The sequence below is a fragment of the Nocardia sp. NPDC058499 genome, from assembly GCF_042719915.1.
In the GTDB taxonomy this organism is placed as follows: Bacteria; Actinomycetota; Actinomycetes; order Mycobacteriales; family Mycobacteriaceae; genus Nocardia.
Genome location: NZ_JBHXMZ010000001.1, coordinates 975,125 through 998,887 on the forward strand (window position 1 = coordinate 975,125; position 23,763 = coordinate 998,887).

Consider the following 23,763-nt stretch of genomic DNA (forward strand, 5'->3'; position numbering starts at 1 on the left):
GCCATCGCCCAGCGCTTCCGCCGGCCGGATAGCACCGAGGCTACCGGGCGTTATGCCTTGCGGCGATGGCAGCGGCCGGCCTCGATTCCGGTTGCCGCGCGCACTGCCAGCACGGCGCCCCACGGGCCGATGACCCATATGGGCCAGAAGTAGGTGAACGCCCCGACGCCCAGCGAGATCGCCGCCCAGATCACCAGGACCAGCACACTGACTCCCAGCCAGGCACTGCCCTCGATCCGCTGCCAGATCGGGAACCGCGAACGGGATCCCGGCGCGGAGGAGTCCGTACCGGGAGCCGGCTTCAGTTCGGGCAGGTCCGCGAGCACACCCTGCAGTTCCTCGCGGGTCGCGCTCCGGTACACCTGCGCTACCCGCTCGTCGTATTCGGCGAGGTCGAGCCTGCCGTCGCCCAGATGCCGGCCCAGCACCCGCACGAATCGATCACGTTCGGCATCCGAGGCGCGGATGCCCGCCGAGATCTCCATAGCGCTCCCCTTACACGTCGGACCACACTCCACTGTGGAATAAACCTAGCGTGCTACTCCCACTGTGGAATGTCAAGAGGTTTCGAGTTCCGGCCACATCCCTGCCGCGGAACGTCCCGGGCAGCAAACCCGAAATAGCGCACCCACAGCCACCGACCCGCCCATCGCTCCACGACTCCCCGCAGCCTGCCCTTGGGTGGGGTCCGGTTCTCGACCACCGGATCCCCGCGCCGCCGGAGAACGCAGCAGGCCGGCAGTCACCTCGCCACAGGGGCCACCACATACACCAAGTCATCGACCGCTCCCCAGGTGACAGCAGGGTCCGCCCGGAATAACCGCTTCGCCGCGCAGCCGAGGGCCCCTATCTCTCCACGAAACCCTGCAATCCGCCCCGGGCAGGCTCCCAGTTCTCGACCACAAGATCCACTCGGCCGGGTGCTGCCGGAGAACGCAGCAGCGCCAGCAGTTCGGCCGCCGCGCGCCGCGGTCCCTCGGCCACCACATGCACTCGACCGTCGGCCGCATTGGTGGCATGCCCGGTGAGTCCGAGTTCCAATGCCCGGGACCGGGTCCACCAGCGGAAACCCACGCCCTGCACATACCCGTGCACCCAAGCGCTCAGCCGCACCGGATCGTTCCCCGACTGCGCCGCCGAATCGTCCGCCGCCATGATCAGTCGACGGTATCGATCTCGAAGGACAGCGTCACCTTGCTACCCGCCTTCAATGTCCGGCCCACCGTGCACACCTTGTCGATCGCCCGCTGCACCGTCACCAGCAGCCGCTCGCGGGCGGCTTCGTCGAGTTCGCTGAGATCGAGTTCGAATACCTCGTCCAGCTGCGGATACACCTCGTTCTCGCGATCCGCGGCACCGGAAACCCGGATGGTGGCGTCGTAGTCGTCACCGAGCCGGCGCGACAGCGGGAAGTCCGAGCTCATCCCCGAGCATGCGGCCAGCGCGATCTTCAGGAGTTCACCGGGTGTGAACACGCCGGGAACGGTTTCGGACCCGATCAGAACCTCCGCGCCGCGTGAACTACGCCCGGTATAGCGCCGCGTCCCCGTACGCTCCACCCACAGGTTGGTCGGGCCCGAGGATGCGCCGGCCGGCGCCGCGGCGCCGGCCGCAGTGGTGGTGTCATCAGCCATGGTTGCGATCCTGCCATCCACGGCCAGGACCCCACGCACCCGTCCCGACCGGGGCGGATCAGCCCCGGCGTGACCGCCGCGCGGTCACCCGGACCGGCCGCTTCGGCCGGTCCAGTAGTACGGCGAGAAGCCGCAGCAGCAGTAGACCGACGACGAATCCGGCGATCAACGTCGGTGTCACCAGGGACATGGCAGTCCTTCCGTTCTGCATGACGCGGCCGCCACCGGCCGCGTACCCGCCGGTGAGGCCGGTATTTCCGGCCGTGCTCACCGACGGTGCGCAGGAAAAACTACCCCTCCGGACAGCCCGGAAACCCGTTGCTTGCGCGATCTTTACGCCGGAAGTTCAGCCTCCTGATCACACCCGGGACCGCACTCCCGGTCACCGATACGGGTGACATCGCGAGGTATCGGCCAGCTCGGCACAAGGGAGATTCCCGTACCGCCGGATCACGTCCTGCCCGCCCTCCCGCAACAGGAAACGCACGAAACTCGCACCGATCGATCCAGGCGCGAAATCGCCGTACGAGTACGCGTACTCCACGCCCCAGAACGGATAGCTCTGTTCCCCTGCCGCCTCTCGCGTCGCGGGCCGGCCGCCGATCGTCACCCGCACCACACCTGCGGTATCCGCGGCGTCCGCGGCTTCGCTATATCCGACGGCGCCCGCCATCCCGGCGACCTCGTCGAGGACATCCCCGGTGGTCAAGGTCTGGCAGCGCCCGGGTTCGCCGCCGCGCGCGAGCTCGTTGCAGGTGATACCGGGTTCCGGTGGCTGCCCGGTTTCCAGCAACCGGGTCTCGAAATTCCAGCGGGTCCCGGATCCGGCGTAGCGATTGACCACCCGTACCGGCAGATCGGCGCCGCCGACGGCCCGCCAGTTGGTGATCCGGCCGAGGAACAGATCCCGGATCTGTGCCACCGTGAGGTCGGTGACCCCCGTTTTCGGGTGCACGACCACGGTGAACAGCGATAACGCCAGCGGCCGCTGCACTAGTTCGGGAAAGTCCGCGCCCTTGGGTGCATCACCGATCGCCAGCAGCGTGCCGCCGGCACCGCGCGCGTCGTCGACCCGCGTCATGCCGCGCTCACTCCCCTCGAAGGCGTAGTCGATCTCCGACCCCGGACACGTACGTTCGTAGAGTTCGCCCGCCTCCTCGACCACCCGCGCGAACGCGGTCGACCCCACCACGGTGAGCCGCCCCGTGGCGCAACCACTCGGCGCGGCCTCGGATTCGACGATATCCAGCACCGCCATCGCCGCGATCACGGTGACCAGGAACCCGGTCAGCGCGATCATGAGCAGCGAGGCCCCGGACCGCCCCTGGGTCTTGGTGATCCCGCCGCCGGTGACCACGCCCTGCATCGTGGGCTCGGGATAGTTACCGGTTCCGGCGGTCCGCTCCAGGGTCGCCAGGATCTTGTAGTGGTCCGACCGGTTCAGCGGGACCTTCGGCAGATCGATGACACCGATATCCTGGCCCGCCAGTTCGCGGTGACCGAAACCCGAATCCGGTTCGAAACAGACGGCCAGCCCCGGATTGCTCAGTTCGGTGACCGCCATCCCGATCACCCGCCGCTGCGGGAAGTGCAGATGCAGTCCGGCCTGGCCGTTCTGCCCGGTCACATAGTCGGTGGCATCGATGGTGGTGGCGCCGTGGTTTTCGATCCGGACAAGCACCACGGACAGATCCTGCAGATTACGTTCGGACCCCTCGGCGGTCTGCCGTAACTGTCGCAGCGCACCGGCATGCCCGGATTCCGCTTCACCGGTGACCGGGGTATCCATCTGCACCCGCCAGCCGAGCCGTTTTCGGCCGACGAAAACGAATTCCCAGACGAAGGCACCCACTGGGATCGCAATACCGGCCAGCGGGAGCACAAACCCGAACAGAAGTTCACCCACCGACCGCTACCACCCCGAATTCCTCCATCGGTCACCATCTTCGGCCAACCGTACGGTGAAACACCCTGGCCCCGGCCAGTGTTCGTCAATCATTCACCACAGCGTCATCGACCGCCGGGGCGGAAGCGGTCGCGCTCCTGGCGGCGATACGCCACCCCGACGCGGATTCGCCGCCGGACGTGAGCACAACTCCGGCTTCGGTGCGCCGGCTCGGACACCACGGACCGCGGCGTGGGTGTCGGCAAGGTACAGATTCCGCCCCGGAACCGACAGGGCCCGAGCGAATATCCAGGCTCACCCGACGCCGTGATCTCGTTCAGCCGGTGACGACGATATCGCCGTCAGCGTCGCCGGCAACGAATGCCAGCAGCCGCCGGGCCTCCTCCTCGACGAGCGCGCGCTGGTCCGCGGCGAACCCGTACCAGGGCTCGATGTGCAGTGCCGAATCCCGCAGCGACCACCTGCCGTGCACGAAACCGTCCACCAGATACACCGGGACCCCGGCCGAGGCCTCACGGGAGGTCCGCCGCCGGTCCTCCTCGGCGATGATCCGCCGCCGGTCCCGGTAACCGAGCAGCGCATTGTCGAACGCGGGCAGGAACCGCACCGGCACAGGCAGTTCCGGGTCCCCGAGCGGGGCATCGGGCAGATCGAACAACTCGGCTCCCTCCGCACTCCGCAGCACCCGCAGCCGTGGACGCAGCGTGGTGACGACCTCGCCGAGCCTGGTGAGACCGGACCAGGCCTGGATATCGGCGACGCTCGCGGGGCCGAACGCCGCGAGATAGCGCAGGACCAGCGTGGCCGGATCGGGCGGCCCCAGCGGTGCGCCGATCCACTCCTCGGCCGGGCCGACGGTGACGTATCGGTTGCGCCACCGCCCCCATTCCCCGGTTTCGGCGCCGTGTGCCATCGGTACCAGCACCTCCACCGCCTCGGCCAACCGGCGCGTATGACGTTGCGGAAACCGTTCGGCCAGTGTTCTTCCGAGGTCACCGCGCGACATCCGCCGACCCGCCAGCACTTCCCGGCCGGCCGCGGCCAACTCGGGCAACTCGATACCGTCGATCTCGTCGCGGTAGTAGGCGGTATTGAGCGCCCCCGCGATATACGCCTGGACGGTAGGGCGAAGCCAGCGGAAATCCTCCGCCGTACTCAGATGTACGGTGCGCCGGATCGTGGTGGACCGGACGAGTTTCCGGTCGTGCATCAGCGCGGCGAGTTCCTGATGATCGAACCGCGCCAACCGCGACCACACCCCGATATAAGGCCAATTCGGTTCCTGCCCCTGCACGGCGACCAGACGCCGGATCAGCTCGTAGGGCGTCAGGTCCGTCCGGGCCTCCAGATGCTGACGTACCAGCAGAGTCCGGTTCAAGGTGCGCAGTGACAATTCCCGCATACCGGGCATTATCGCGCCCGGCACCGACAGGTCGGGGTCTGCTCAGCCACCGCCCGACCGCGTCCATTCCAGAAGTTCGTCCACCGAACGGGTATTGATGATCCGGTCGGGCGCGACCTCACAGGCCACCGCGCGGGCACAGCCATACCCCTGCCAGTCCAGCTGTCCCGGCGCGTGCGCATCGGTATCGATCGCGAATTCGCACCCCATCTCGAGCGCGAGCCGGATCAACCGCTCCGGCGGATCCTGCCGCTCGGGCCGGCTGTTGATCTCGACCGCCGTCCCGTAGCGGCGGCAGGCCTCGAAGACGATCTCGGCGTCGAAATCCGATTCGGGCCGGGTCCCCCGCCCGCCTTCGACCAGCCGTCCGGTGCAGTGCCCGAGGACGTCCACATGCGGGTTGGCCACCGCGTATACCATGCGCCGAGTCATCGTGTCGCGGTCGTCGCGTAGCCGCGAATGCACGCTGGCGACGACGATATCGAGTTCGGCGAGCAGATCGGCGTCCTGGTCCAGGCTGCCGTCGTCGAGGATATCGACCTCGATACCGGTGAGTACCCGGAACGGGGCCAGTTCGGCGTTCACTTCGGCGACCACGTCGAGCTGGCGTCGCAACCGTTGCGCGGAAAGGCCGTTCGCAACGGTGAGTCGCGGTGAATGATCGGTCAGCGCGCAGTACTCGTGTCCGAGGGCGGCCGCGCAACCCATCATCTCCCCGATCGGGCTGCCGCCGTCGGACCAATCCGAATGGGTATGCAGATCACCACGCAACCGGGCGCGCAGCTCGGCGCCCGCGGCCCCGATCGGCCGCGCCGCGGCCCGCAACTCCGCGAGGTAGCGCGGGACGACTCCTTCGCAGGCCTCCTCGATGACGGCCGCGGTCTTCGGGCCGATCCCGGCGAGCTCCTGCCAATTCCGGGCTGTCCGGCGCCGCCGCATCTCCTCGTCGCCGAGACCGGCGACGATATCGGCGGCCCGCCGGTACGCCTTGACCCGATGCGTTTTCTCCCGGCCCCGTTCGAGCCAGAACCCGATTTCGCGCAGCGCCGCCACCGGCCCAGGTGCGGACCGTGGGGTGTCGGGCGGGTCGCCGGACACCGGTCAGCGAGCCTTTCCGTACTTGACGAAGGCGACACCGTCGTCGAAGACCTGGCTGGTGATGACACGGAATTCCAGGGGTTCGGGCAGTCGCGGCCCACTGCCGAACAGCGGCCGGCCCCGCCCCAGCACGATCGGATGCAGTTTGAGGAAGACCTGATCGATCTCGGGCAGCAGTTCCTGCGCCAGCCGGCCGCCGCCGCACAACCAGATCCCGGGACCCTGTTCGCGTTTGAGTGCCCGTACTCGGGCGAGTGGGTCGGCGCCGATGAGTTCCACGGCCGGATCGGGTGGTGCGGTGAGCGTGGTGGACACCACGAATTGGCGCAGATGCGCGTACGGGTTGGCCGTACCGGTACGCACCCCGAAATCGTAGGTTTTGCGGCCCATGATCACGGTGTCGAAGTTGGCGTTGCGCGCTCCGATACCGAGCGCCCGGCGTACTTCGGACGGCACGGTCTCCGGATATTGCGCGGCGATCGTGCGGCTGTGGTCGCCGCCGACCGGAAAGAAATCGACGGCACCGTCCTCGGTGGCGATGAACCCGTCGATCGTGGCGGCGACGAAGTAGGTGAGCTTGCGCATGGCGTCCTTCCCAGGGCCGACCGGGCCGGCGAACTTGGCCGAGAAAACCGTAACCCGCCGCCGGGCGCCGCCGCGAGAGATCTAGACCGTGGTTTTGCGGCGTCGCGCCGGAGGTTGACATCGCGGGCACGAGAAGGATGAGCGGTTCATGAACTTCTCCCGGACGATCACCGCACCGCAGCGCGGGCAGGGCCGGTCACCGCGCCCGTACACCGCCAGGGCACGCTCGAAATAGCCCGATTCGCCGTTGACATTCACATACAGCGCGTCGAACGAGGTGCCACCCGCGGCCAGCGCATCGCTCATCACCGCCGCGGCCTCGGCCAGCAGCCGACGCAACACCGGACGAGTGAGTCCGGCCGCCGTCCGGCCGCCGTGGACCTGCGCCCGCCACAGTGCCTCGTCGGCGTAGATATTGCCGATACCGGAGACCAGGGTCTGATCCAGCAGTACCCGTTTGATCTCGGTCTGCTTGGTGCGCAGGACTGCGACCACCCGCTCCGCATCGAAGCGGGGATCGAGCGGATCGCGGGCGATATGGGCGAGCAGATCGGGAAGCCGATCACCGTCCACCTCCACCAGCGGTGCCAGCACCCAGCCGCCGAAGGTGCGCTGATCGACGAACCGCAACTCCCGGCCGTCGTCGAGGGTCGCCCGGATATGCGCATGCTTCTCGACCGGCGCGCCGACCGGCTGCACCAGCATCTGCCCGCTCATCCCCAGATGGACGACCAGCGCGATCTCCGCGGGATCACCGGCGGGTTCGTCGAAGGTGAGCCACAGGTATTTACCGCGGCGCCGGGCCTCGGCCACCGTCAGACCGGTCAGCTGGGCCGCCATATCGGCGGCGCCGGCCGTATGCCGGCGCACCGAACGCGGATGCGTGACGGTGACCGATTCCACGGTCCGGCCGCACAGATGTTCGGCCAGGCCGCCGCGAACGACCTCGACCTCGGGAAGTTCGGGCACCTCAGGGTTCGCCGGTCAATGCACGGTAGGCGGCGCCCGCGGCCTTCTGCTCCGCTTCCTTCTTCGACCGCCCGACCCCCTGCCCGTAGGCATCGCCGGCGATCACGGTGGTCGCGGTGAACTCTTTGTCGTGGTCGGGCCCGGTGGAGGTGATCTCGTAGCTGGGCACGCCCAGACCGCGTTCAGCGGTCAGTTCCTGCAGGCTCGTCTTGAAATCCAGTCCGGCGCCCATCCGTGGACCGCGTTCGAGCAGTTCGGCGAACAGCCGCAACACGACCTCACGCGCCACATCGATACCGTGCTCGAGATGCACGGCACCGAGCAGCGACTCCATCCCGTCGGCCAGGATGCTGGGTTTGTCCCGGCCGCCGGTGAGTTCCTCACCTTTGCCGAGCAGCAGATGCGCGCCCAGACCGCCCTCGCCCAGCTTGCGCGCCACCTCGGCGAGTGCGTGCATATTCACCACACTCGCGCGCAGCTTTGCCAGTTCGCCCTCGGATTTCTCCGGGTGCTCGTGATAGAGCCGTTCGGTGATACTCAGTCCGAGGACCGAATCGCCGAGGAACTCGAGCCGCTCATTGGTCGGCAGCCCACCGTTTTCGTACGCGTACGAGCGATGGGTCAATGCGAGACGAAGCAACTCGGGCTGTATCTCGACACCCAGGGCAGCGAGCAAACTCGCTTGATCCGGCCGCTCGCCGGGTTCGTCTTTGCCCGCGGTCAATTGTCGACCGGGGATCAGACGGCCGGGGCGACCTGGCGGCCCTTGTAGGTACCGCAGGAGGGGCACGCGATATGCGGCGGGGTCTTCTGACCGCAGGCCCGGTTCGGGCAGGTGATCAGCGTAGGCGCAACGGCCTTCCACTGGCTGCGCCGAGACCGGGTATTGGAACGGGACATCCGGCGCTTGGGAACGGCCACGACTACTTCTCCTCTGTGCTGTTACGTGCAATGTCTGCGGAATGGTCTCCGGTGGCCGCACCCTTGTCGGGGCTGCCGCTGCCGGGCGATCCGGAGGCGAATTTCGCCAGCCCGGCCCAGCGGGGATCCAGTATCTCATGCCCGTGATCGGATCCCGCAATCGCCATCCGAACCCCGCATTCCGGGCACAGTCCCGCGCAGTCGGGAGTGCACAGCGGCTGCAGCGGTAATTCGAGGCCGAGCTGGTCGACGATCAGGGGTTCGAGGTCGATGAGATCGTCGTCCATCCGGTAGACCTCGTCGTCGGACGCGGTCTGATCCGTGGCGCTGTCCGGGTAGGCGAACAGTTCGGTCAGCGAGACCTCGACCGAATCGGTGAACTGTTCCAGGCAGCGTGAGCATTCACCGGCCACCGGTGCGGTGACGGTACCGGTGACGAGCACTCCCTCCGAGACCGACTGCAAACGCAGATCCAGCTCAACCTCGGAACCGGCCGGTACGGCGATCAGGTCCAGGCCGAGCCGTTCGGGGGTGGTGACGGTTCGCCGCAGTTCGCGCATGGATCCCGGGGCGCGACCGAGGCTGCGGACATCCAGCACGAAACCCGCGTCGTGTGCACGGTGTGCACCGGAACGCGAGCGCGCGGTTGTATCGGCAGGCATCGAAGAACACTCCACTGGGTCGTTCTGGGTATCAGCTATAGGCCGGATTCGGCGGGCAACCACACCACAGTACGCGAAACGGGCGGTTACCTGCAAAATCGTCCGGTGGCTAGCGGCGGAACTCCGCCGCGTAGTCCGGTACCCCCGACCCGTTGCGCAACTGCTGGCGGCCGCGGCCCACGGTGCGCAGGGCACCGCCCAGGGTCTCCTCGAATTCGGCGAGTTTGCTGTCGACGTAGTGGTCGCAATCGGCCCGCATCCGGTCGGAGTCGGCCTGCGCGGTATCGATCAGCCGGGCCGATTCGGCGTGCGCGGCCCGCACGACCTCGGTCTCCTCCACCAGGCGCCGCTGTTCGGCCTGGCCGTCGGCCACCGAGCGGTCGTAGGAGGCCCGGCCGGCCTCGGCCATCCGGTCGGCTTCGGCGCGGGCCCGGCCGGTGACCGATTCGTATTCGGCCTTGGCGTCGGCGACCAGGCGCTGAGCTTCGTTCGTGGCGGTATCGACCATCCGGTCGGCATGTGCGGTGGCCTCTGCGACCATGCGGTCGGCATGCGCCTTCGCCTCGGCGAGGATCCGGTCGGCTTCGGCGCGGGCGTCGGCGACGGTGGTGGTGGCCTGCTCGTCGGCACTACGGACGGTTTCCTCGGCCAGGCCGCGGGCGTCGTCGACGATCTTGTCGCGGTGGTCGAGAACATCTTGGGCATCGTCGATCTCGGCCGGCAGCGCATCACGCACATCGTCGAGCAGATCGAGCGTTTCCGGACGCGGGACGATGCAGTTGCGCGTCGCGGGTATCCCGCGTGCCTCCTCGACTATGGCGACCAGTTCGTCGAGCGCCTCGAATACCCGGTACATGCTCAGTGCCCTCCTGCTGACGATCGGCGAAATATCCCGCCGTTCCCAGTGTGCCCCGGCCCGTCGGCTGAGCCGAACCAACTTTCGGTGTGTCGCTACTTCCGGCGGATATCCACAGACTTCCGGGGGATCAACTGGAGACGTGTTCTCCGCTTGGTGTTAGATTCGTAGGAGTCGTATCGCACCGCGATGGATCGCCTGACCCTTGCCCGATCGGAACCGCCCATGACCATCCTGCAGCTGCCCTCGTCCGGGGCACTGTCCGCCGCGGATCTGGATATCGATTGGCCGGAACAGATCGACCCGGTGGCCTGGCAGCAGCGTCTACTCCGGTATCTGCGCGGCGACCGGGCATTTCCGCAGCTCATCCGGTTCGCCTTGGTGGGCGGTCTGAGCAATATCTCCTACGTGCTGCTCTTCCTCAGCCTGACCGGCGCCGGCACGCTGCTGGCCAATGTCGCCGGTTCGGTGGTGAGCACGATCCTGGCCAACGAGCTGCACCGCCGACTCACCTTCCACGCGGCCGAGCGGGTCGGTTGGTTCACCGCACAGTGGGAGGGCGGCGGCCTGGCGCTGCTGGGCCTGGGAATCAGCACGGCGGCCCTCGCCGCACTGGAAGTTCTCGCTCCCACCCTGGCCGAACCGGCGCAGGCCGCCGCCGTACTGGCAATCAGCGCCGCCGTGGGCGGGTTGCGGTTCCTGGCCCTGCGCGGCCTGGTGTTCCGCCCGCTGCGGCGGGCCCGGGAAGTGAGCGCCGCCCGCGAGGAATCAGCCGGCGCGCTCGGCGAGCCGGTCGAGTAGGCGCTTGTGCACCAGCGGCGGCAGCATATCGCTGACATCGCCACCGAAGGCCGCCACTTCCTTGACGAGTGAGCTGGACAGATAGCTGAACGCCGGGTTGGTGGCGATGAAGAAGGTGTCGACGCCGGCGAGCTTCTTGTTCATCTGCGCCATCTGCAGTTCGTACCCGAAATCTCCGGCATCGCGCAGACCCTTGACGATCGCCGTGATGCCCTGTTCCCGGGCGAAATCGACGGTCAGGCCGGCCCAGGACGCGACCCGGATATTCGGCAGGTCAGCGGTAGCGTCGCGCAACATGTCGATGCGTTCCTCGACACTGAACATGCCTTGCTTCTTCTTGTTCACATTGACCGTGATGACGACCTCGTCGAACTGGGCCGCCGCCCGGCGGAACACATCGAGGTGGCCGTTGGTCACCGGATCGAACGAGCCCGGGCACAATGCTCCTGCCATGGCTCAAACGCTAGCAGGTACGGCGGAATCCACCGCGCCGGTCCCGACGTAGACGGCGGACTCGATCCGGGTTTCCCCGTACCGTTTCGGCGCGCGCCCGGCGAAACCCGCGGGCCACGTCATCTCCGCCGAACGGACGGATCGTTCGACGAGCAGCAGCGCGTCCTCGGCCAGCCAGCCGTGCGCCGCCAGCGCCCCGATATCCGCCTCGACGGCCGCGGTGGGCAGATCGTAGGGCGGATCGGCGAAGACCAGATCGAAATCACCCGCACCGGCCTGCGCCAGGACCTGCGCCACCGCACCGACCCGCACCTGCGCCGCGGTCAACCCCAGATCCGAAATATTGCCGCGCAGCACCGCCGCCGCCCGCCGGTCCGATTCGACCAGCAGCGCCGCCCCGGCGCCGCGGGACAACGCCTCGAGTCCCAGCGCACCCGACCCCGCATAGAGGTCGAGGACGCGGGCTCCGTCCAGATCCATCCGGGCCTCGATCGAGGAGAACAGTGCCTCCCGTACCCGGTCCGAGGTGGGCCGGGTCCCGGCGGGCGGCACCCGCAGGCGCCGACCGCCGGCCGTTCCGGCGACGATCCGGGTCATTCGGATTCGCGTCCGCCCAGTTCGATCAGCAGGTCACCACCCTCGACCTGCTGCACCTGGGTGATGGCCACCCGGCCCACCACTCCCCCGCGCGGCGCGGTGATGGCGGCCTCCATCTTCATGGCCTCGATGGTCGCGATGGTATCGCCGGCGGCGACCCGATCGCCCTCCGCGACGGTCAGCGTGACGACACCGGCGAAGGGCGCGGCGATATGGTGCGGATTGTTCTTATCGGCCTTCTCCGCGGCCGGGATCTCACTGGCGATGGAGCGATCCCGCACCGAGACCGGGCGCAGCTGCCCGTTGAGAATGCACATCACCGTGCGCATACCGCGCTCGTCGGGTTCGGCGATGGCCTCCAGCCCGATCAGCAGGATAACGCCCTTCTCCAGCTGGACCCGGTGCTCCTCGCCGTGCCGCAGACCGTAGAAGAACTGATTCGCCGACAGCCCGGTGGTATCGCCGTACTTCTCGCGGTGAGCGAGGAATTCGGCGGTGGGTGCCGGGAACAGCAGCCGGTTGAGGGTCGCGCGACGCTCCTGGGAGGTGCCCGCCAGCCCGGCCTCGTCCGCGGCCGTCAGCGGCGTTTCCGGTTTGGCGGCGCTGCGCCCGGCGAGGGCCTTCTCCCGGAACGGTTCGGGCCAGCCCCCGGCGGGGGTGCCGAGTTCGCCGCGCAGGAAACCGATCACCGAATCCGGGATGTCGTAGCGTCCCGGATCGGCGGCGAAATCCTGGATCTCGACACCGGAGCCGACCAGCGACAGCGCGAGATCGCCGACCACCTTCGACGACGGGGTCACCTTGATCAACCGGCCCAGCAGCCGGTCGGCCGCGGCGTATTTCGCCTCCACTTCCTCGAAGCGGTCGCCCAGGCCGAGTGCGATGGCCTGCTGGCGCAGGTTGGACAGCTGGCCGCCGGGGATCTCATGGGTGTAGACGCGCCCGGTCGGGGCGGGCAGCCCGGACTCGAACGGCGCGTACACCTTGCGCAGCGCCTCCCAGTACGGCTCCAAATCGCAGACATTGCCCAGGTTCAGGCCGGTGTCGTGCTCGCTGTGCGCGGCGGCCGCGACGATCGCGGACAGCGCGGGCTGGCTGGTGGTACCGGCCATCGCCGCCGACGCACCGTCCACCGCGTCGGCACCGGCCTGCCACGCCGCCAGATAGGTCGCGAGCTGACCGCCCGGGGTGTCGTGGGTGTGCACATGGACGGGCAGATCGAAATTGCTGCGCAGCGCCGTCACCAGTTTCGCCGCCGCCGGGGCTCGCAGCAGACCGGCCATATCCTTGATCGCGAGCACATGCGCGCCCGCGTCGACGATCTGCTCGGCCAGTTTCAGGTAGTAGTCCAGGGTGTAGAGCTTCTCGTCGGGATCGGACAGATCCCCCGTGTAGCTCAGCGCCACCTCGGCCACCGCGGTACCCGTTTCCCGGACCGCGTCGATCGCCGGACGCATCTGGTCGACATTGTTGAGCGCGTCGAAGATCCGGAAGATATCGATCCCGGTGTCGGTGGCCTCCCGTACGAAAGCCCGAGTGACCTCTTCGGGATACGGCGTGTAACCGACCGTATTCCGTCCGCGCAGGAGCATCTGCAGGCAGATATTCGGCATCGCCTCGCGCAGGGCGGCCAGCCGCTCCCACGGGTCCTCGTACAGGAACCGCAGCGCCACATCGTAGGTCGCGCCGCCCCAGCATTCGACCGAGAGCAGTTCGGGGGTCAGCCGGGCGACGTGACCGGCGACATCGAGCAGGCCGTTGGTCCGCACCCGGGTCGCCAGCAACGACTGGTGGGCGTCGCGGAACGTGGTGTCGGTGACGCCCACGGCTTTCTGTTCGCGCAGGGCGCGTGCGAAACCTTCCGGGCCCAGGGTGAGCAGCTTCTGCCGGGACCCGTCCGGCGGCGGTACCGACAGGTCGATGGCGGGCAGTTTGTCGTGCGGGTACACCGCTGTCGGCCGCGCCCCGTGCGGTTTGTTCACGGTGATATCGGCCAGATAGTTCAGGATCTTGGTGCCGCGGTCGGCAGGTTCACGCAAGGAGAGCAACTGCGGACGCTCGTCGATGAACGAGGTGGTGACCCGCCCGGCCTTGAAATCGGGGTCGTCGAGCACGGCCAGCAAGAACTGGATATTGGTGGTGACACCGCGGATCCGGAACTCCATCAGCGCCCGCCGCGCCCGGGCCACTGCCGCCGGGAAATCCCGGCCCCGGCAGCTGAGCTTCACCAGCATCGAATCGAAGTAGGCGCCGATCTCGGCACCGAGGTTCGCCCCGCCGTCGAGCCGGATACCGGCGCCACCGGGCGTACGGTAGGCCGTGATCCGCCCGGTATCGGGGCGGAAACCGTTGGCCGGGTCCTCGGTGGTGATCCGGCACTGCAGCGCGGCACCGCGAATGGTCACCTTGTCCTGGCTCAGGCCCAGATCGTCCAGGCTCTCCCCCGCGGCGATCCGCAGCTGCGACTGCACCAGATCGACATCGGTGATCTCCTCGGTCACCGTATGCTCGACCTGGATACGCGGATTCATCTCGATGAAGACATGGTTCCCGCGCTCGTCGAGCAGGAATTCGACGGTTCCCGCGCAGCTGTAACCGATCTGCCGGGCGAACGCCACCGCGTCGGCGCAGATCCGATCGCGCAGTTCGGGATCCAGGTTCGGGGCGGGCGCCAGCTCGATCACTTTCTGGTGCCGCCGCTGCAGCGAACAGTCGCGCTCGAACAGGTGCATCACATTGCCCTGGGTATCGGCCAGGATCTGCACCTCGATATGGCGGGGGTTGACCACCGCCTGCTCCAGGAACACCGTGGGATCGCCGAACGCGGATTCGGCCTCGCGCGAGGCCGCCTCGATCGCCTCCCGCAACTGTTCACGCGCCTGCACCCGGCGCATACCACGGCCACCGCCACCGGCGACCGCCTTCACGAACACCGGGAACTCCATGGACTCGGCCGCCGCGAGCAGTTCACCGACATCCGCGGAAGGTGCGCTGGAATTCAGGACCGGCAGCCCGGCCGCCTTCGCCGCCGCAATCGCGCGCGCCTTGTTACCCGCGAGTTCCAAGACCTCGGACGACGGACCGATGAAGGTGATTCCCTCGCGCGCACAGGCGGCGGCCAGGTCCGGATTCTCGGACAAGAACCCGTATCCCGGATAGATCGCGTCGGCGCCGGCGGTCTTGGCCGCCTCGATGATCGCGTCGACCGAGAGATAGGCCCGGACGGGATGCCCCTCCTCGCCGATCTCGTATGCCTCGTCCGCCTTCAGGCGGTGGACCGAATTGCGGTCCTCGTGCGGGAAGACGGCAACCGTTCCGATACCGAGCTCGTACGCCGCGCGGAAGGCTCGGATGGCGATCTCGCCGCGGTTGGCAACCAAGACTTTCGAGAACATTGACCCAACGTACCCGGCGCCACATCCAGGATCGACACCGAAGTCCACTTCGCAGAATCTTCACAACGGGGCATTGCACGGTTGCGAAACATTGGTCACCCTGCCGTCACATCTCACCGGCGACCACGGGCGATTGTGCGATCAGCCGAGGTTGGCCAACTCCGGGCAATCTTCGCAGCGAGGCCACACATCCCTCGGCAGCGCGGTCGGGGACCGAGCTCGGCCATACGCCCGCCCCCACTCGGCCGCACGCTCGGCGCCGTCGACCAGCTCACCGACGCCTCCGCCATCGCCGATACCGCCAGGACGATTCCCGTAGCGGACAGTTCCACATACGGAACGAACCGTCCCCCCGCGTGCCGACGATCGCGCTCGACGAGGTACAGCCACCGGCGCACTGGCCGACGTCAGCCGGTAGCCGCGCGCCGTATCGGCGGGCGCATCGGCTCGGCACGGCGGGCGGGCTATGGTGGATAACGCAGCTGGTTCGCCGGCCGGTCGCCCCGGAGCCCCGGACGATCGTCCCGGCGTCGAAACCCGCAACGGGCGGGTGAGAGGGAATCCGGTGGAAATCCGGAACTGTCCCGCAGCGGTGAGCGAGAACGAACGCCGTCATCAGCACTGGGCGCACAGCCTGGGAAGCGACGGCCAGTAGGTCGGCCGATGGGCCGGTGCCCGCGAGTCCGAAGACCTGCCGGTTGTACCGGGTACGCCGTATCCGGTGGCCACCGCCTCGAGGATTGGGCGCCGCGGTCCACCAGTGCTGAAAACGCTCCCGCCGCGCGCGGCGGTCGGGTTTTCAGTGGTGTCCGTGCACCCGCGTAAGGCGATGGCCGGTCGAACGTCAGCACTGGAGAACACCGTGACTGCTATTTCGCACAATCCGTTCACCGCAACGGTTCTCGGCCTGCCCCGGGTGGGGCCGCGCCGCGAGCTGAAACGCGCGACCGAATCCTATTGGGCCGGGCGTATCGATGCCGATCGTCTCCACGAGACCGGGCGGACCCTGCGCCGCGACCAGTACGCGGAGCTACAGGCCGCGGGCATGGATTCGATTCCCGTCGGCACCTTCTCCTACTACGACCAGATGCTCGATACGGCCGTGCTGCTGGGCGCCCTGCCGCCGCGGGTCGCCGATATCGCCGGCCCGCTGGACCGCTATTTCGCCGCGGCCCGCGGTACGGATTCGGTGGAACCACTCGAGATGACCAAATGGTTCGATACCAACTATCACTATCTGGTCCCCGAGATCGGCCCGCACACCTCGTTCGCGCTGCATCCCGGCGAATTGCTGGCGCAGGTGCGCGAGGCGCTCGAACTCGGCGTCCCGGCGCGTCCGGTCGTCATCGGCCCGATCACTTTCCTGAAACTCTCGAAATCGGCGGACACCGCCGCGCTGGAACGCGTCGGTGAGCTGATCCCGCTCTACCGGGACCTCCTCGCGCTGCTCGCCGCGGCGGGCGTGTCCTGGGTACAGCTCGACGAACCCGCCCTGGTCACCGACCTCACCTCGGAGGAACTCGCGGTGGTCCGCCAGGTCTACACCGAGCTGACGGAACCGGCCGACCGGCCGGCCGTCCTGGTCGCCACATACTTCGGCAATCCCGGCCCCGCGCTGGGAGCCCTCGCCGGAACCGATGTGGAAGGACTCGCGATCGACCTGGTCGCCGGCGGTACGGTCGACGATGTGGCCGCCGTTCCCGCTTTGGCGGGTAAAACGCTGGTTGCCGGTGTCGTCGACGGTCGTAATGTCTGGCGCACCGATCTTGATCGAGCCCTGTCCACCCTCGCCACACTGCTCGGCAGCGGGAAATCGGTCGCGGTTTCGACCTCCTGCTCCCTGCTGCACGTGCCCTACACCCTCGCCGTGGAAACACACCTCGACGAAGCCCTGCGCTCCTGGCTCGCCTTCGGCAGCGAAAAACTCGCCGAGGTCCGGGTGCTGGCCACGGGCCTGAACACCGGTACCGAGGCCGTGGCGGCCGAACTCGCGCAGGCCCGCGCCGCGATCGCGAGCCGCCGGGCGGATCCGCGGATCGCCGACTCCCGGGTTCGGGCCCGGCTGGCCGCGCTGGGCCCGGCCGCCACCGAACGTGGCCCCGCGGCGCAGCGCCGGACCCTGCAGCAGGACCGGCTGCAGCTGCCGCCCCTGCCCACCACCACGATCGGTTCCTACCCGCAGACCACCGCGATCCGGCTGGCCCGGGCGGAGCTGCGCAAGGGCGACATCGACCGGCCCGAGTACGAGCGCCGGATGCGGGCGGAGATCGCCGAGGTCATCGCCCTGCAGGAACAGCTCGGCCTCGACGTGCTGGTACACGGCGAACCCGAACGCAACGATATGGTGCAGTACTTCGCCGAACAGCTCGACGGTTTCGCGGCCACCGAACTGGGCTGGGTGCAGTCCTACGGCACCCGCTGCGTACGCCCGCCGATCCTGTTCGGCGATGTCTCCCGGCCCGCGCCCATGACGGTCGATTGGATCGGCTACGCCCAATCACTCACCAGCAAACCGGTGAAGGGCATGCTCACCGGACCGGTCACCATCCTGGCCTGGTCCTTCGTGCGCGACGACCAGCCGCTCGCGGAATCTGCGCGCCAGGTGGCGCTGGCCATCCGGGACGAAACCGTCGACCTGCAGAACGCGGGCATACGGATCATCCAGGTGGACGAACCGGCACTGCGCGAACTGCTGCCACTGCGCGCGGCCGGCCAGCCGGACTACCTGGAATGGTCGGTGGGCGCGTTCCGGCTGGCGACCTCCGGGGTCGCCGATTCCCTCCAGATCCACACCCATCTGTGCTATTCGGAATTCGGTGAGGTCATCGACGCGATCGCCGGCCTGGACGCCGATGTGACCTCGATCGAGGCGGCACGGTCGCATATGGAGGTACTCGACGATCTGAACGCCGCAGGCTTCGCTGCGGGCGTCGGCCCCGGTGTCTACGATATCCATTCGCCCCGGGTGCCGAGCGCCGAGGAGATCACCACCGCGCTCGAGGCCGCGCTGAAAGCTGTTCCTGCCGAACGCCTCTGGGTGAACCCGGATTGTGGCCTGAAGACCCGCGGTACCGCCGAGGTCGAAGCATCACTACGCAATATGGTCGCCGCCGCGCAGCGCGTGCGCTGACCGGACACCGCCGCGCAGTACGGTCGCCGAGCCGGCCGTACTGCGCGCTGATCACAACCGGGCTTCCTGCGGCCCGGGCCGGGATACTGTGGCCGGGTCAGCCCTCCAGCTCTCCTGCCCCGGACTCGCGACGCTTCATCCGTTCGGTCGCAGCACATTCCGGGCAGTGTCGCGTAATCCGCAACACCGGACGAACCCCTCGCTGCGGAACCGGCGATCGCCGCCGGACCGCACGGCACCCTTGCTCTGGTCTCATACCGCCCACCCCTTTCCCTCGCCGTTGCTCTGTGCCAGATTTGACGCGACCGGGTGCGCATCGGTTCCCTCTCGCCCCAACAAATTTCGCGATCTCCGGCGACATTTCCGCCGCGGCGACCGCGGCTGCCGGCGCAGGGCGCTCAGGATTTGGCCAGGTATTCCAGCCGTTCCGAATCGACGGCGGCGTGCATCATCGCCGCCAGACCCGGATGCCGGGTGAGGCCGGGGTCGTCGGCGACCAGGGTGCGCGCGAGCTCCTGGGCGGTGGTGATGACCTCCAGATCGTCGAGCAACGACAGCAGCCGCAGCGAGCGCGCCGTTCCGGACTGCGCGGAGCCCAGCACATCGCCCTCACGCCGCTGCCGCAGATCGAGCACCGACAATTCGAAACCGTCGGTGGTCGCGGCCACCGCTTCCAGCCGGGTCATCGCGGGCCCGCCGGGCGCGGCGTCGGTGATCAGCAGGCACAGTCCGGGGTGTTTGCCACGGCCGATCCGGCCGCGCAACTGGTGCAACTGGCTCACTCCGAACCGGTCGGCGTCCACGATCACCATCACCGTCGCGTTCGGCACGTCCACGCCGACTTCGACAACGGTCGTACAGACCAGCACATCGATATCGCCGGCATTGAAATCGCGCATCACCTGATCTTTTTCATCGGCCGGCAGCCGTCCGTGCAGCAACCCGATCCGCAGGTGCGCCAGCGGCCCGGTGCGCAGTCGATCGACGACGTCCAGCACGGACTGGGTGGTGGGCGGCTCCTTCCCGGAATCCGCACCGCGCGATTTTCCGCTCTTACCGCGGGTACCGCCGCCGTCCTCGTCGTCGCCGATGCGTGAGCACACGACATACGCCTGCCTGCCGGCCGCCACCTCCTCGGTGATCCGCTCCCATGCCCGATCCACCCAGTTGGGGTGGACGCGTCTGGGCACCACTTTCGAGGCGATCGGGGAGCGGCCGCGCGGCAGCTGGGTGAGGGTGGAGGTCTCCAGATCACCGAGAGTGGTCATGGCGATGGTGCGCGGAATCGGGGTCGCGGTCATCACCAGCAGATGCGGGGACACACCGCCTTTCGCCTTGGCGCGCAACGCATCCCGCTGTTCCACTCCGAAACGATGTTGTTCGTCGACCACCACCATGCCCAGATCGAAGAACTCCACCGAATCCTGGATCAGCGCATGCGTACCGATCACGATCCCGGCCTCCCCGGTCACCGCTTCGAGCAACGCCGCCCGCTTGGTGGCCGTGGACATCGATCCGGTGACGAGCGTGACCCGGGTCGCCGTCTCGGCCGCACCGAGTTCACCGGCCTGCCCGAGATCGCCCAGCATCCCGCACAGCGACCGGTAGTGCTGGGCGGCGAGAACCTCGGTGGGGGCGAGCAGCGCGCATTGCTGACCCGCGTCGACGACCTGCAACATAGCGTGCAGGGCGACGATGGTCTTACCCGATCCCACCTCGCCCTGCAGCAGCCGGTGCATCGGCTGCTCGCGGGACAGGTCGGCGGAGATTTCCGCGATCACCTGACGCTGCCCCTCGGTCAGCTCGAACGGTAACCGCTCGTCGAAGGCGGCGGCGATACCGTCCGGCCGCGGTGGGCAGGCGCGTGCCGTCCGGCCGGACACCTCGTGCCGCCGTTCGGCCAGTACCAGCTGCAACGCCAGCGCCTCGTCGAATCGCAGCCGTTCCCGGGCCCGTTCGATATCGGACTGCTGTTCCGGCAGGTGGATCAGCCGCAACGCATCGCTCACCGGCATCAGCGCCCGCTCGTCGCGCACCTCGGCCGGCAGCGGGTCCGCGACCGGGTCGAGCTGATCCAGCACCTGCCGGACACAGGCCAGGATCTCCCAGCTCTGCACCTTCGCGGTGGCCGGGTACACCGGGATGAATTCGCGCTCGAAGAACGACATATCCACCCCGCCCGCGCCTTTCGCGCTCTGCGCGATGCCCCGCAGATCCCCGCCGCCGCGCACGGTGGTCAGCGTCGGCTCGTCGCCGTCGGATTCCGGCAGGATCAGATACCCCGGGTGGCTGAGATTCCATTGGCCGGGCCGCCAGTAGTTCACGGTTCCCGACATCATCGCCCGCGCGCCCTCGCGCACTGCGTATTTCACCTTGTCACCGTTGAAGAACGTGACGTCCACGCCGCGACCGGAACCGGTATCGAGGACCACCTTCAGCAGCGAACCGCGCCGCTGCCGCATCGGCCGCAGTTCGGCCTTGGTGATCCGGCCGATCACCGTGATGTGCGCACCGTCCTCGGGGGCTTCCTCGGTGAGCGGCTGGCCCTGAGTGGCATACCGCAGGGGGTAATGGCGCAGCAGATCCTCCACGGTGCGCATATCGAACGCATCCGACAGCGACCCGGCGGCCTTCGCCCCCAGCACGTGGTCGAGCCGATCACTCAAGGTAGCCATATCACTCCGCTCACTGCCGCCCTCTCCCTCCGCCCGAGTTCGCTCGCACACTCGGCTCGCAGCCCACAGTCACGCTCCGGAGCGGGGCCGGCCGCATCACTCCGCTCGGCGCCGCGAGAGTGATCCGCTGGTCGCCACCGGCCGGCGTGGGCCGCCTACTCATTCCACACCGATCTGTATCAGATCCCCGCGCTGACCCCCGGAATACACCGAGACCTCCACACCGGGGAATTCGGTCCCGATATGCCAGGCGAGATCCGCTGCCAGCCCGTCCGGGGCGCCCGCGCCGACCAGGAGGGTCACCAATTCGCCGCCCAGCCCCAGCATCCGGTCCAGCAGGGTCTGCCCCGCGGCGTGGGTATCGCGGTCGATCACCACCACATCGTGGCCGACCAGCCCCAGCCCGTCGCCGGGCGCGCAGGTTCCGACCATGGTCAGCGCGCGTTCGCCGGCCCGCCGCAGCGCACCCCACCGGGTCCCCGCGGCGGCTTCGGACATGGCGAAGGCATCGTCGACCGCGATCCGCGCCCGATCGTGTACCGCCATCGCCGCCAGCCCCTGCACCATGCTGGCGCTGGGCAGCAGCAGCACATCGCGGTGCGCGTCGCGGGCCGCGACCCCGACCGCCACCAGTTCGTGGGCCGGTAGCGCCCCGTTCGGCAACACCAGTACCTCCCGGTGCGGCATCTCCCGGATCGCCGCGAGCAGCGCCGCGGACTCCAGCGCCGGCTCCGCGTCCAGCACCACCGCACCCGCCGCCTCGAACAGGCCGGTCGCCCCCGCCCCCGCCGCAACCGCCAGCACGCCGCGATCAACCGATGCCCCGCCGGCCACCGAGCGCGGTCCACCATCTACCCCGCGCAACGGCTCCGCGGCCGTACCCGCATCACAACCGCCCGTACGCACACCGGCGGCCCGCGATCGCACATCGGGGCCACCGCCCGCCACACCGACAGCACCGGCGATATCCGTCTGCGCGCCACGCCCGGCCGTCTCCACCTCGGCCGCATCCGTCTGCACAGCTCGACCGACCGCGCCCCGCCCCGCCCCATCCGCCGCCGCCACCCGGCGATCGTCCGCGACCACTGTGGACTCGTACGCACAATGCCCCGCTGGGCCACCGTCGAAATTCATGTCCTCGGCAGCGAACGCACCAGGCGCACCCCCGCCCACAGGACCGGCAGTGACCTGACCGGCCCGTCCTGCGGAGGCAGGGTAGGCAGGCGCCCAGGAGGCGGCAAGGTATTCGATCCGGATATCCCGGACAGCGCCCGCGCCCATTCCGGCTTCGACCGCGGCACCGGCCGCCGCGCAGTGGACATGGGCCGTCCAACCCCCAGCACCGTCGGCCGCCACGACCACGGAATCGCCCAGTCGCGCCAGCCGCGAACGCAACTCGGCGGCTCGGCCGTCGTCGGCCGCTGTGATCCGGAACATCACCTCGTAGCGCACCGGCTCCGGGTCGGCCTGCCCGCGGCCGGGGTGGAGCGGGGGGGTCGCGGGCGGGTATTCGCGTCGAGCGGGGGTCTCCCCGGTCACCACGGCGACCATCGTGTCCAGCAACACCAGCAGCCCCCGCGCGCCGGCGTCCACCACGCCGGCCGCCCGCAGCGCCGCCAGCTGATCACGGGTCTGTTCCAGCGCCCGCGCCGCACCCTCGGCGGCGGCGCGAGCCACCTCGGCCAGCCCACACCGGGGGCACTCGCCCGCCGCCTCGCTCGCCCGGTCGAGCACGGTGAGGATGGTTCCTTCCACCGGCTCACTCAAACTGCCCCGGACCAGCGCCGCCGCCCGTGTGAGTCCGTCCCGGTAGGTCTCGCCGGTCAGCCCCCGGCCGACGGTGGACTCCGCGATCCCGCGCAATACCTGCGACAGGATGATTCCCGAATTCCCCCGCGCTCCAGAGGTCGCCCCCCGCGCCATCGCCGCGGCGTAGGGGTGAACCTGGCTTACCGGCAGACCACCGCGGCTCGTCGTTTTCCCGGCGATTCCCCGCTCAGCATCGGCCGGCGGTCGACCTGTAGTTGCGCCGGCCAACGATCCGCCGACGCCGCCGGCCGATCCCCCGGCTATGCCTGCTCCCGGCCCTCCGCCGCCCCCCAACGACTCGTCCTCGACGCCACCGCACCGCGTTCCCCCGGGGATCTCTACCGGGTGTCCCACGACGCCACGCGGTTCGGCAACGAACGCGCTCGGCTGTTCCCCGGCACTGTCGGCCACCTGTCCTGCCGCACCACCATCCGACGCCATTCGGGTAGGCGACCCCGATGGTCCCCCGTGGCAACCGTCCGGCGGCGCCTCGGCCACACCCTCCGCTCCCACCTCGGCAGCGGCCTCCACCGTGTCTGCGGCGGCGTCCGCCTCCAGCACTGCGGCACGCATGGTCGCCAGCAGATTCCGCCCGGTATCGGAGTCCGGGACCGGGAACACGTTGAGTCCGTCGATCTCCGCACGCGCCCGCTCCAAGGCCACGACACAGGCGCGACCCCACCGCAAGAATTCCGCTCCGCCCAAACCGGTATCGATATCCCCGGAATCCGATATCCGCATCACCCGTTCACTCGCAACCGGTGCGCCGTCGACCTCCGGGCACAGACCCTCCGGAACGCCGCTCACCTGCCGAGTTTCGGGCACCGTCACCTCGTTCCTGGTCATCGGATTCTTCGCCCGCCAGGTTAG

General features: G+C 68.6%; 20 protein-coding genes and 1 riboswitch. Of the genes, 2 read left to right on the forward strand and 18 right to left on the reverse strand.

Going from position 1 to position 23,763, the window contains the following annotated elements; genetic code table 11:
• Positions 1–50: 50 nt before the first annotated feature.
• From ACFWPH_RS04505 to ACFWPH_RS04565, 13 genes are all read right to left on the reverse strand, one after another.
• Positions 51–485, reverse strand: a complete 435-nt coding sequence (locus tag ACFWPH_RS04505) for a DUF1707 domain-containing protein (RefSeq protein WP_378748061.1) — start codon at positions 483–485, stop codon at positions 51–53.
• A gap of 361 nt (positions 486–846) precedes the next feature.
• Positions 847–1,155, reverse strand: a complete 309-nt coding sequence (locus ACFWPH_RS04510) for an acylphosphatase (protein WP_378748062.1) — start codon at positions 1,153–1,155, stop codon at positions 847–849.
• A gap of 2 nt (positions 1,156–1,157) precedes the next feature.
• Positions 1,158–1,634, reverse strand: a complete 477-nt coding sequence (locus tag ACFWPH_RS04515; protein ID WP_378748063.1) for an OsmC family protein — start codon at positions 1,632–1,634, stop codon at positions 1,158–1,160.
• A gap of 58 nt (positions 1,635–1,692) precedes the next feature.
• Positions 1,693–1,905, reverse strand: coding sequence for a hypothetical protein (locus tag ACFWPH_RS04520; protein ID WP_378748064.1), 213 nt, complete (start codon positions 1,903–1,905; stop codon positions 1,693–1,695).
• 111 nt (positions 1,906–2,016) lie between these two features.
• Positions 2,017–3,540: a PstS family phosphate ABC transporter substrate-binding protein gene (locus tag ACFWPH_RS04525; RefSeq protein ID WP_378748067.1), complete on the reverse strand. Its 1,524-nt coding sequence runs from the start codon at positions 3,538–3,540 to the stop codon at positions 2,017–2,019.
• Positions 3,541–3,856: 316 nt separating this feature from the next.
• A complete protein-coding gene (locus ACFWPH_RS04530) occupies positions 3,857–4,942 on the reverse strand; it encodes a winged helix DNA-binding domain-containing protein (RefSeq protein ID WP_378748068.1) in 1,086 nt (361 codons plus the stop codon).
• 42 nt (positions 4,943–4,984) lie between these two features.
• Positions 4,985–6,040, reverse strand: coding sequence for a PHP domain-containing protein (locus tag ACFWPH_RS04535; protein WP_378748070.1), 1,056 nt, complete (start codon positions 6,038–6,040; stop codon positions 4,985–4,987).
• Between the two features lie 3 nt (positions 6,041–6,043).
• Positions 6,044–6,625, reverse strand: a complete 582-nt coding sequence (locus ACFWPH_RS04540; RefSeq protein ID WP_378748071.1) for a dihydrofolate reductase family protein — start codon at positions 6,623–6,625, stop codon at positions 6,044–6,046.
• An 81-nt stretch (positions 6,626–6,706) separates the two neighbouring features.
• Entirely contained in the window at positions 6,707–7,594 is an 888-nt protein-coding gene (gene mutM / locus ACFWPH_RS04545) for a bifunctional DNA-formamidopyrimidine glycosylase/DNA-(apurinic or apyrimidinic site) lyase (protein ID WP_378748072.1), read from the reverse strand.
• A 1-nt stretch (position 7,595) separates the two neighbouring features.
• On the reverse strand, positions 7,596–8,318 hold the full coding sequence (rnc, locus tag ACFWPH_RS04550) for a ribonuclease III (protein WP_378748073.1): 723 nt from the start codon (positions 8,316–8,318) through the stop codon (positions 7,596–7,598).
• Positions 8,319–8,332: 14 nt separating this feature from the next.
• Positions 8,333–8,515 (reverse strand): 50S ribosomal protein L32, encoded by a 183-nt coding sequence (gene rpmF, locus ACFWPH_RS04555; RefSeq protein ID WP_081595648.1) that lies wholly within the window; start codon positions 8,513–8,515, stop codon positions 8,333–8,335.
• A 2-nt stretch (positions 8,516–8,517) separates the two neighbouring features.
• Positions 8,518–9,177, reverse strand: coding sequence for a YceD family protein (locus ACFWPH_RS04560; RefSeq protein WP_378748074.1), 660 nt, complete (start codon positions 9,175–9,177; stop codon positions 8,518–8,520).
• A gap of 109 nt (positions 9,178–9,286) precedes the next feature.
• On the reverse strand, positions 9,287–10,033 hold the full coding sequence (locus ACFWPH_RS04565; RefSeq protein ID WP_378748075.1) for a DivIVA domain-containing protein: 747 nt from the start codon (positions 10,031–10,033) through the stop codon (positions 9,287–9,289).
• 225 nt (positions 10,034–10,258) lie between these two features.
• Between ACFWPH_RS04565 and ACFWPH_RS04570 the strand changes: the two genes are divergently transcribed.
• On the forward strand, positions 10,259–10,834 hold the full coding sequence (locus ACFWPH_RS04570; protein ID WP_378748076.1) for a GtrA family protein: 576 nt from the start codon (positions 10,259–10,261) through the stop codon (positions 10,832–10,834).
• Here ACFWPH_RS04570 and coaD read toward each other — a convergent pair.
• Genes coaD through ACFWPH_RS04585 form a run of 3 tightly spaced genes read right to left on the reverse strand, consistent with a single transcriptional unit; the run spans position 10,802 to position 15,279 of the window.
• Entirely contained in the window at positions 10,802–11,287 is a 486-nt protein-coding gene (coaD, locus tag ACFWPH_RS04575) for a pantetheine-phosphate adenylyltransferase (protein WP_378748077.1), read from the reverse strand. The genes ACFWPH_RS04570 and coaD overlap by 33 nt on opposite strands.
• A 3-nt stretch (positions 11,288–11,290) precedes the next feature.
• Complete coding sequence (gene rsmD / locus ACFWPH_RS04580) at positions 11,291–11,884, reverse strand: 16S rRNA (guanine(966)-N(2))-methyltransferase RsmD (RefSeq protein WP_378748078.1); 594 nt, start codon at positions 11,882–11,884, stop codon at positions 11,291–11,293.
• On the reverse strand, positions 11,881–15,279 hold the full coding sequence (locus ACFWPH_RS04585; RefSeq protein ID WP_378748079.1) for a pyruvate carboxylase: 3,399 nt from the start codon (positions 15,277–15,279) through the stop codon (positions 11,881–11,883). The genes rsmD and ACFWPH_RS04585 overlap by 4 nt, the downstream gene beginning before the upstream one ends.
• A 508-nt stretch (positions 15,280–15,787) precedes the next feature.
• A riboswitch (cobalamin riboswitch) is annotated at positions 15,788–15,993 on the forward strand.
• A 115-nt stretch (positions 15,994–16,108) separates the two neighbouring features.
• Here ACFWPH_RS04585 and metE point away from each other — a divergent pair.
• Positions 16,109–18,409: a 5-methyltetrahydropteroyltriglutamate--homocysteine S-methyltransferase gene (metE, locus tag ACFWPH_RS04590; RefSeq protein ID WP_378748080.1), complete on the forward strand. Its 2,301-nt coding sequence runs from the start codon at positions 16,109–16,111 to the stop codon at positions 18,407–18,409.
• Between the two features lie 398 nt (positions 18,410–18,807).
• Here metE and recG read toward each other — a convergent pair whose 3' ends face one another.
• Both recG and ACFWPH_RS04600 read right to left on the reverse strand, forming a co-directional pair.
• A complete protein-coding gene (gene recG, locus ACFWPH_RS04595; protein WP_378748081.1) occupies positions 18,808–21,084 on the reverse strand; it encodes an ATP-dependent DNA helicase RecG in 2,277 nt (758 codons plus the stop codon).
• Positions 21,085–21,243: 159 nt separating this feature from the next.
• Positions 21,244–23,739: a DAK2 domain-containing protein gene (locus ACFWPH_RS04600; RefSeq protein WP_378748082.1), complete on the reverse strand. Its 2,496-nt coding sequence runs from the start codon at positions 23,737–23,739 to the stop codon at positions 21,244–21,246.
• Between the last annotated feature and the right edge of the window lie 24 nt (positions 23,740–23,763).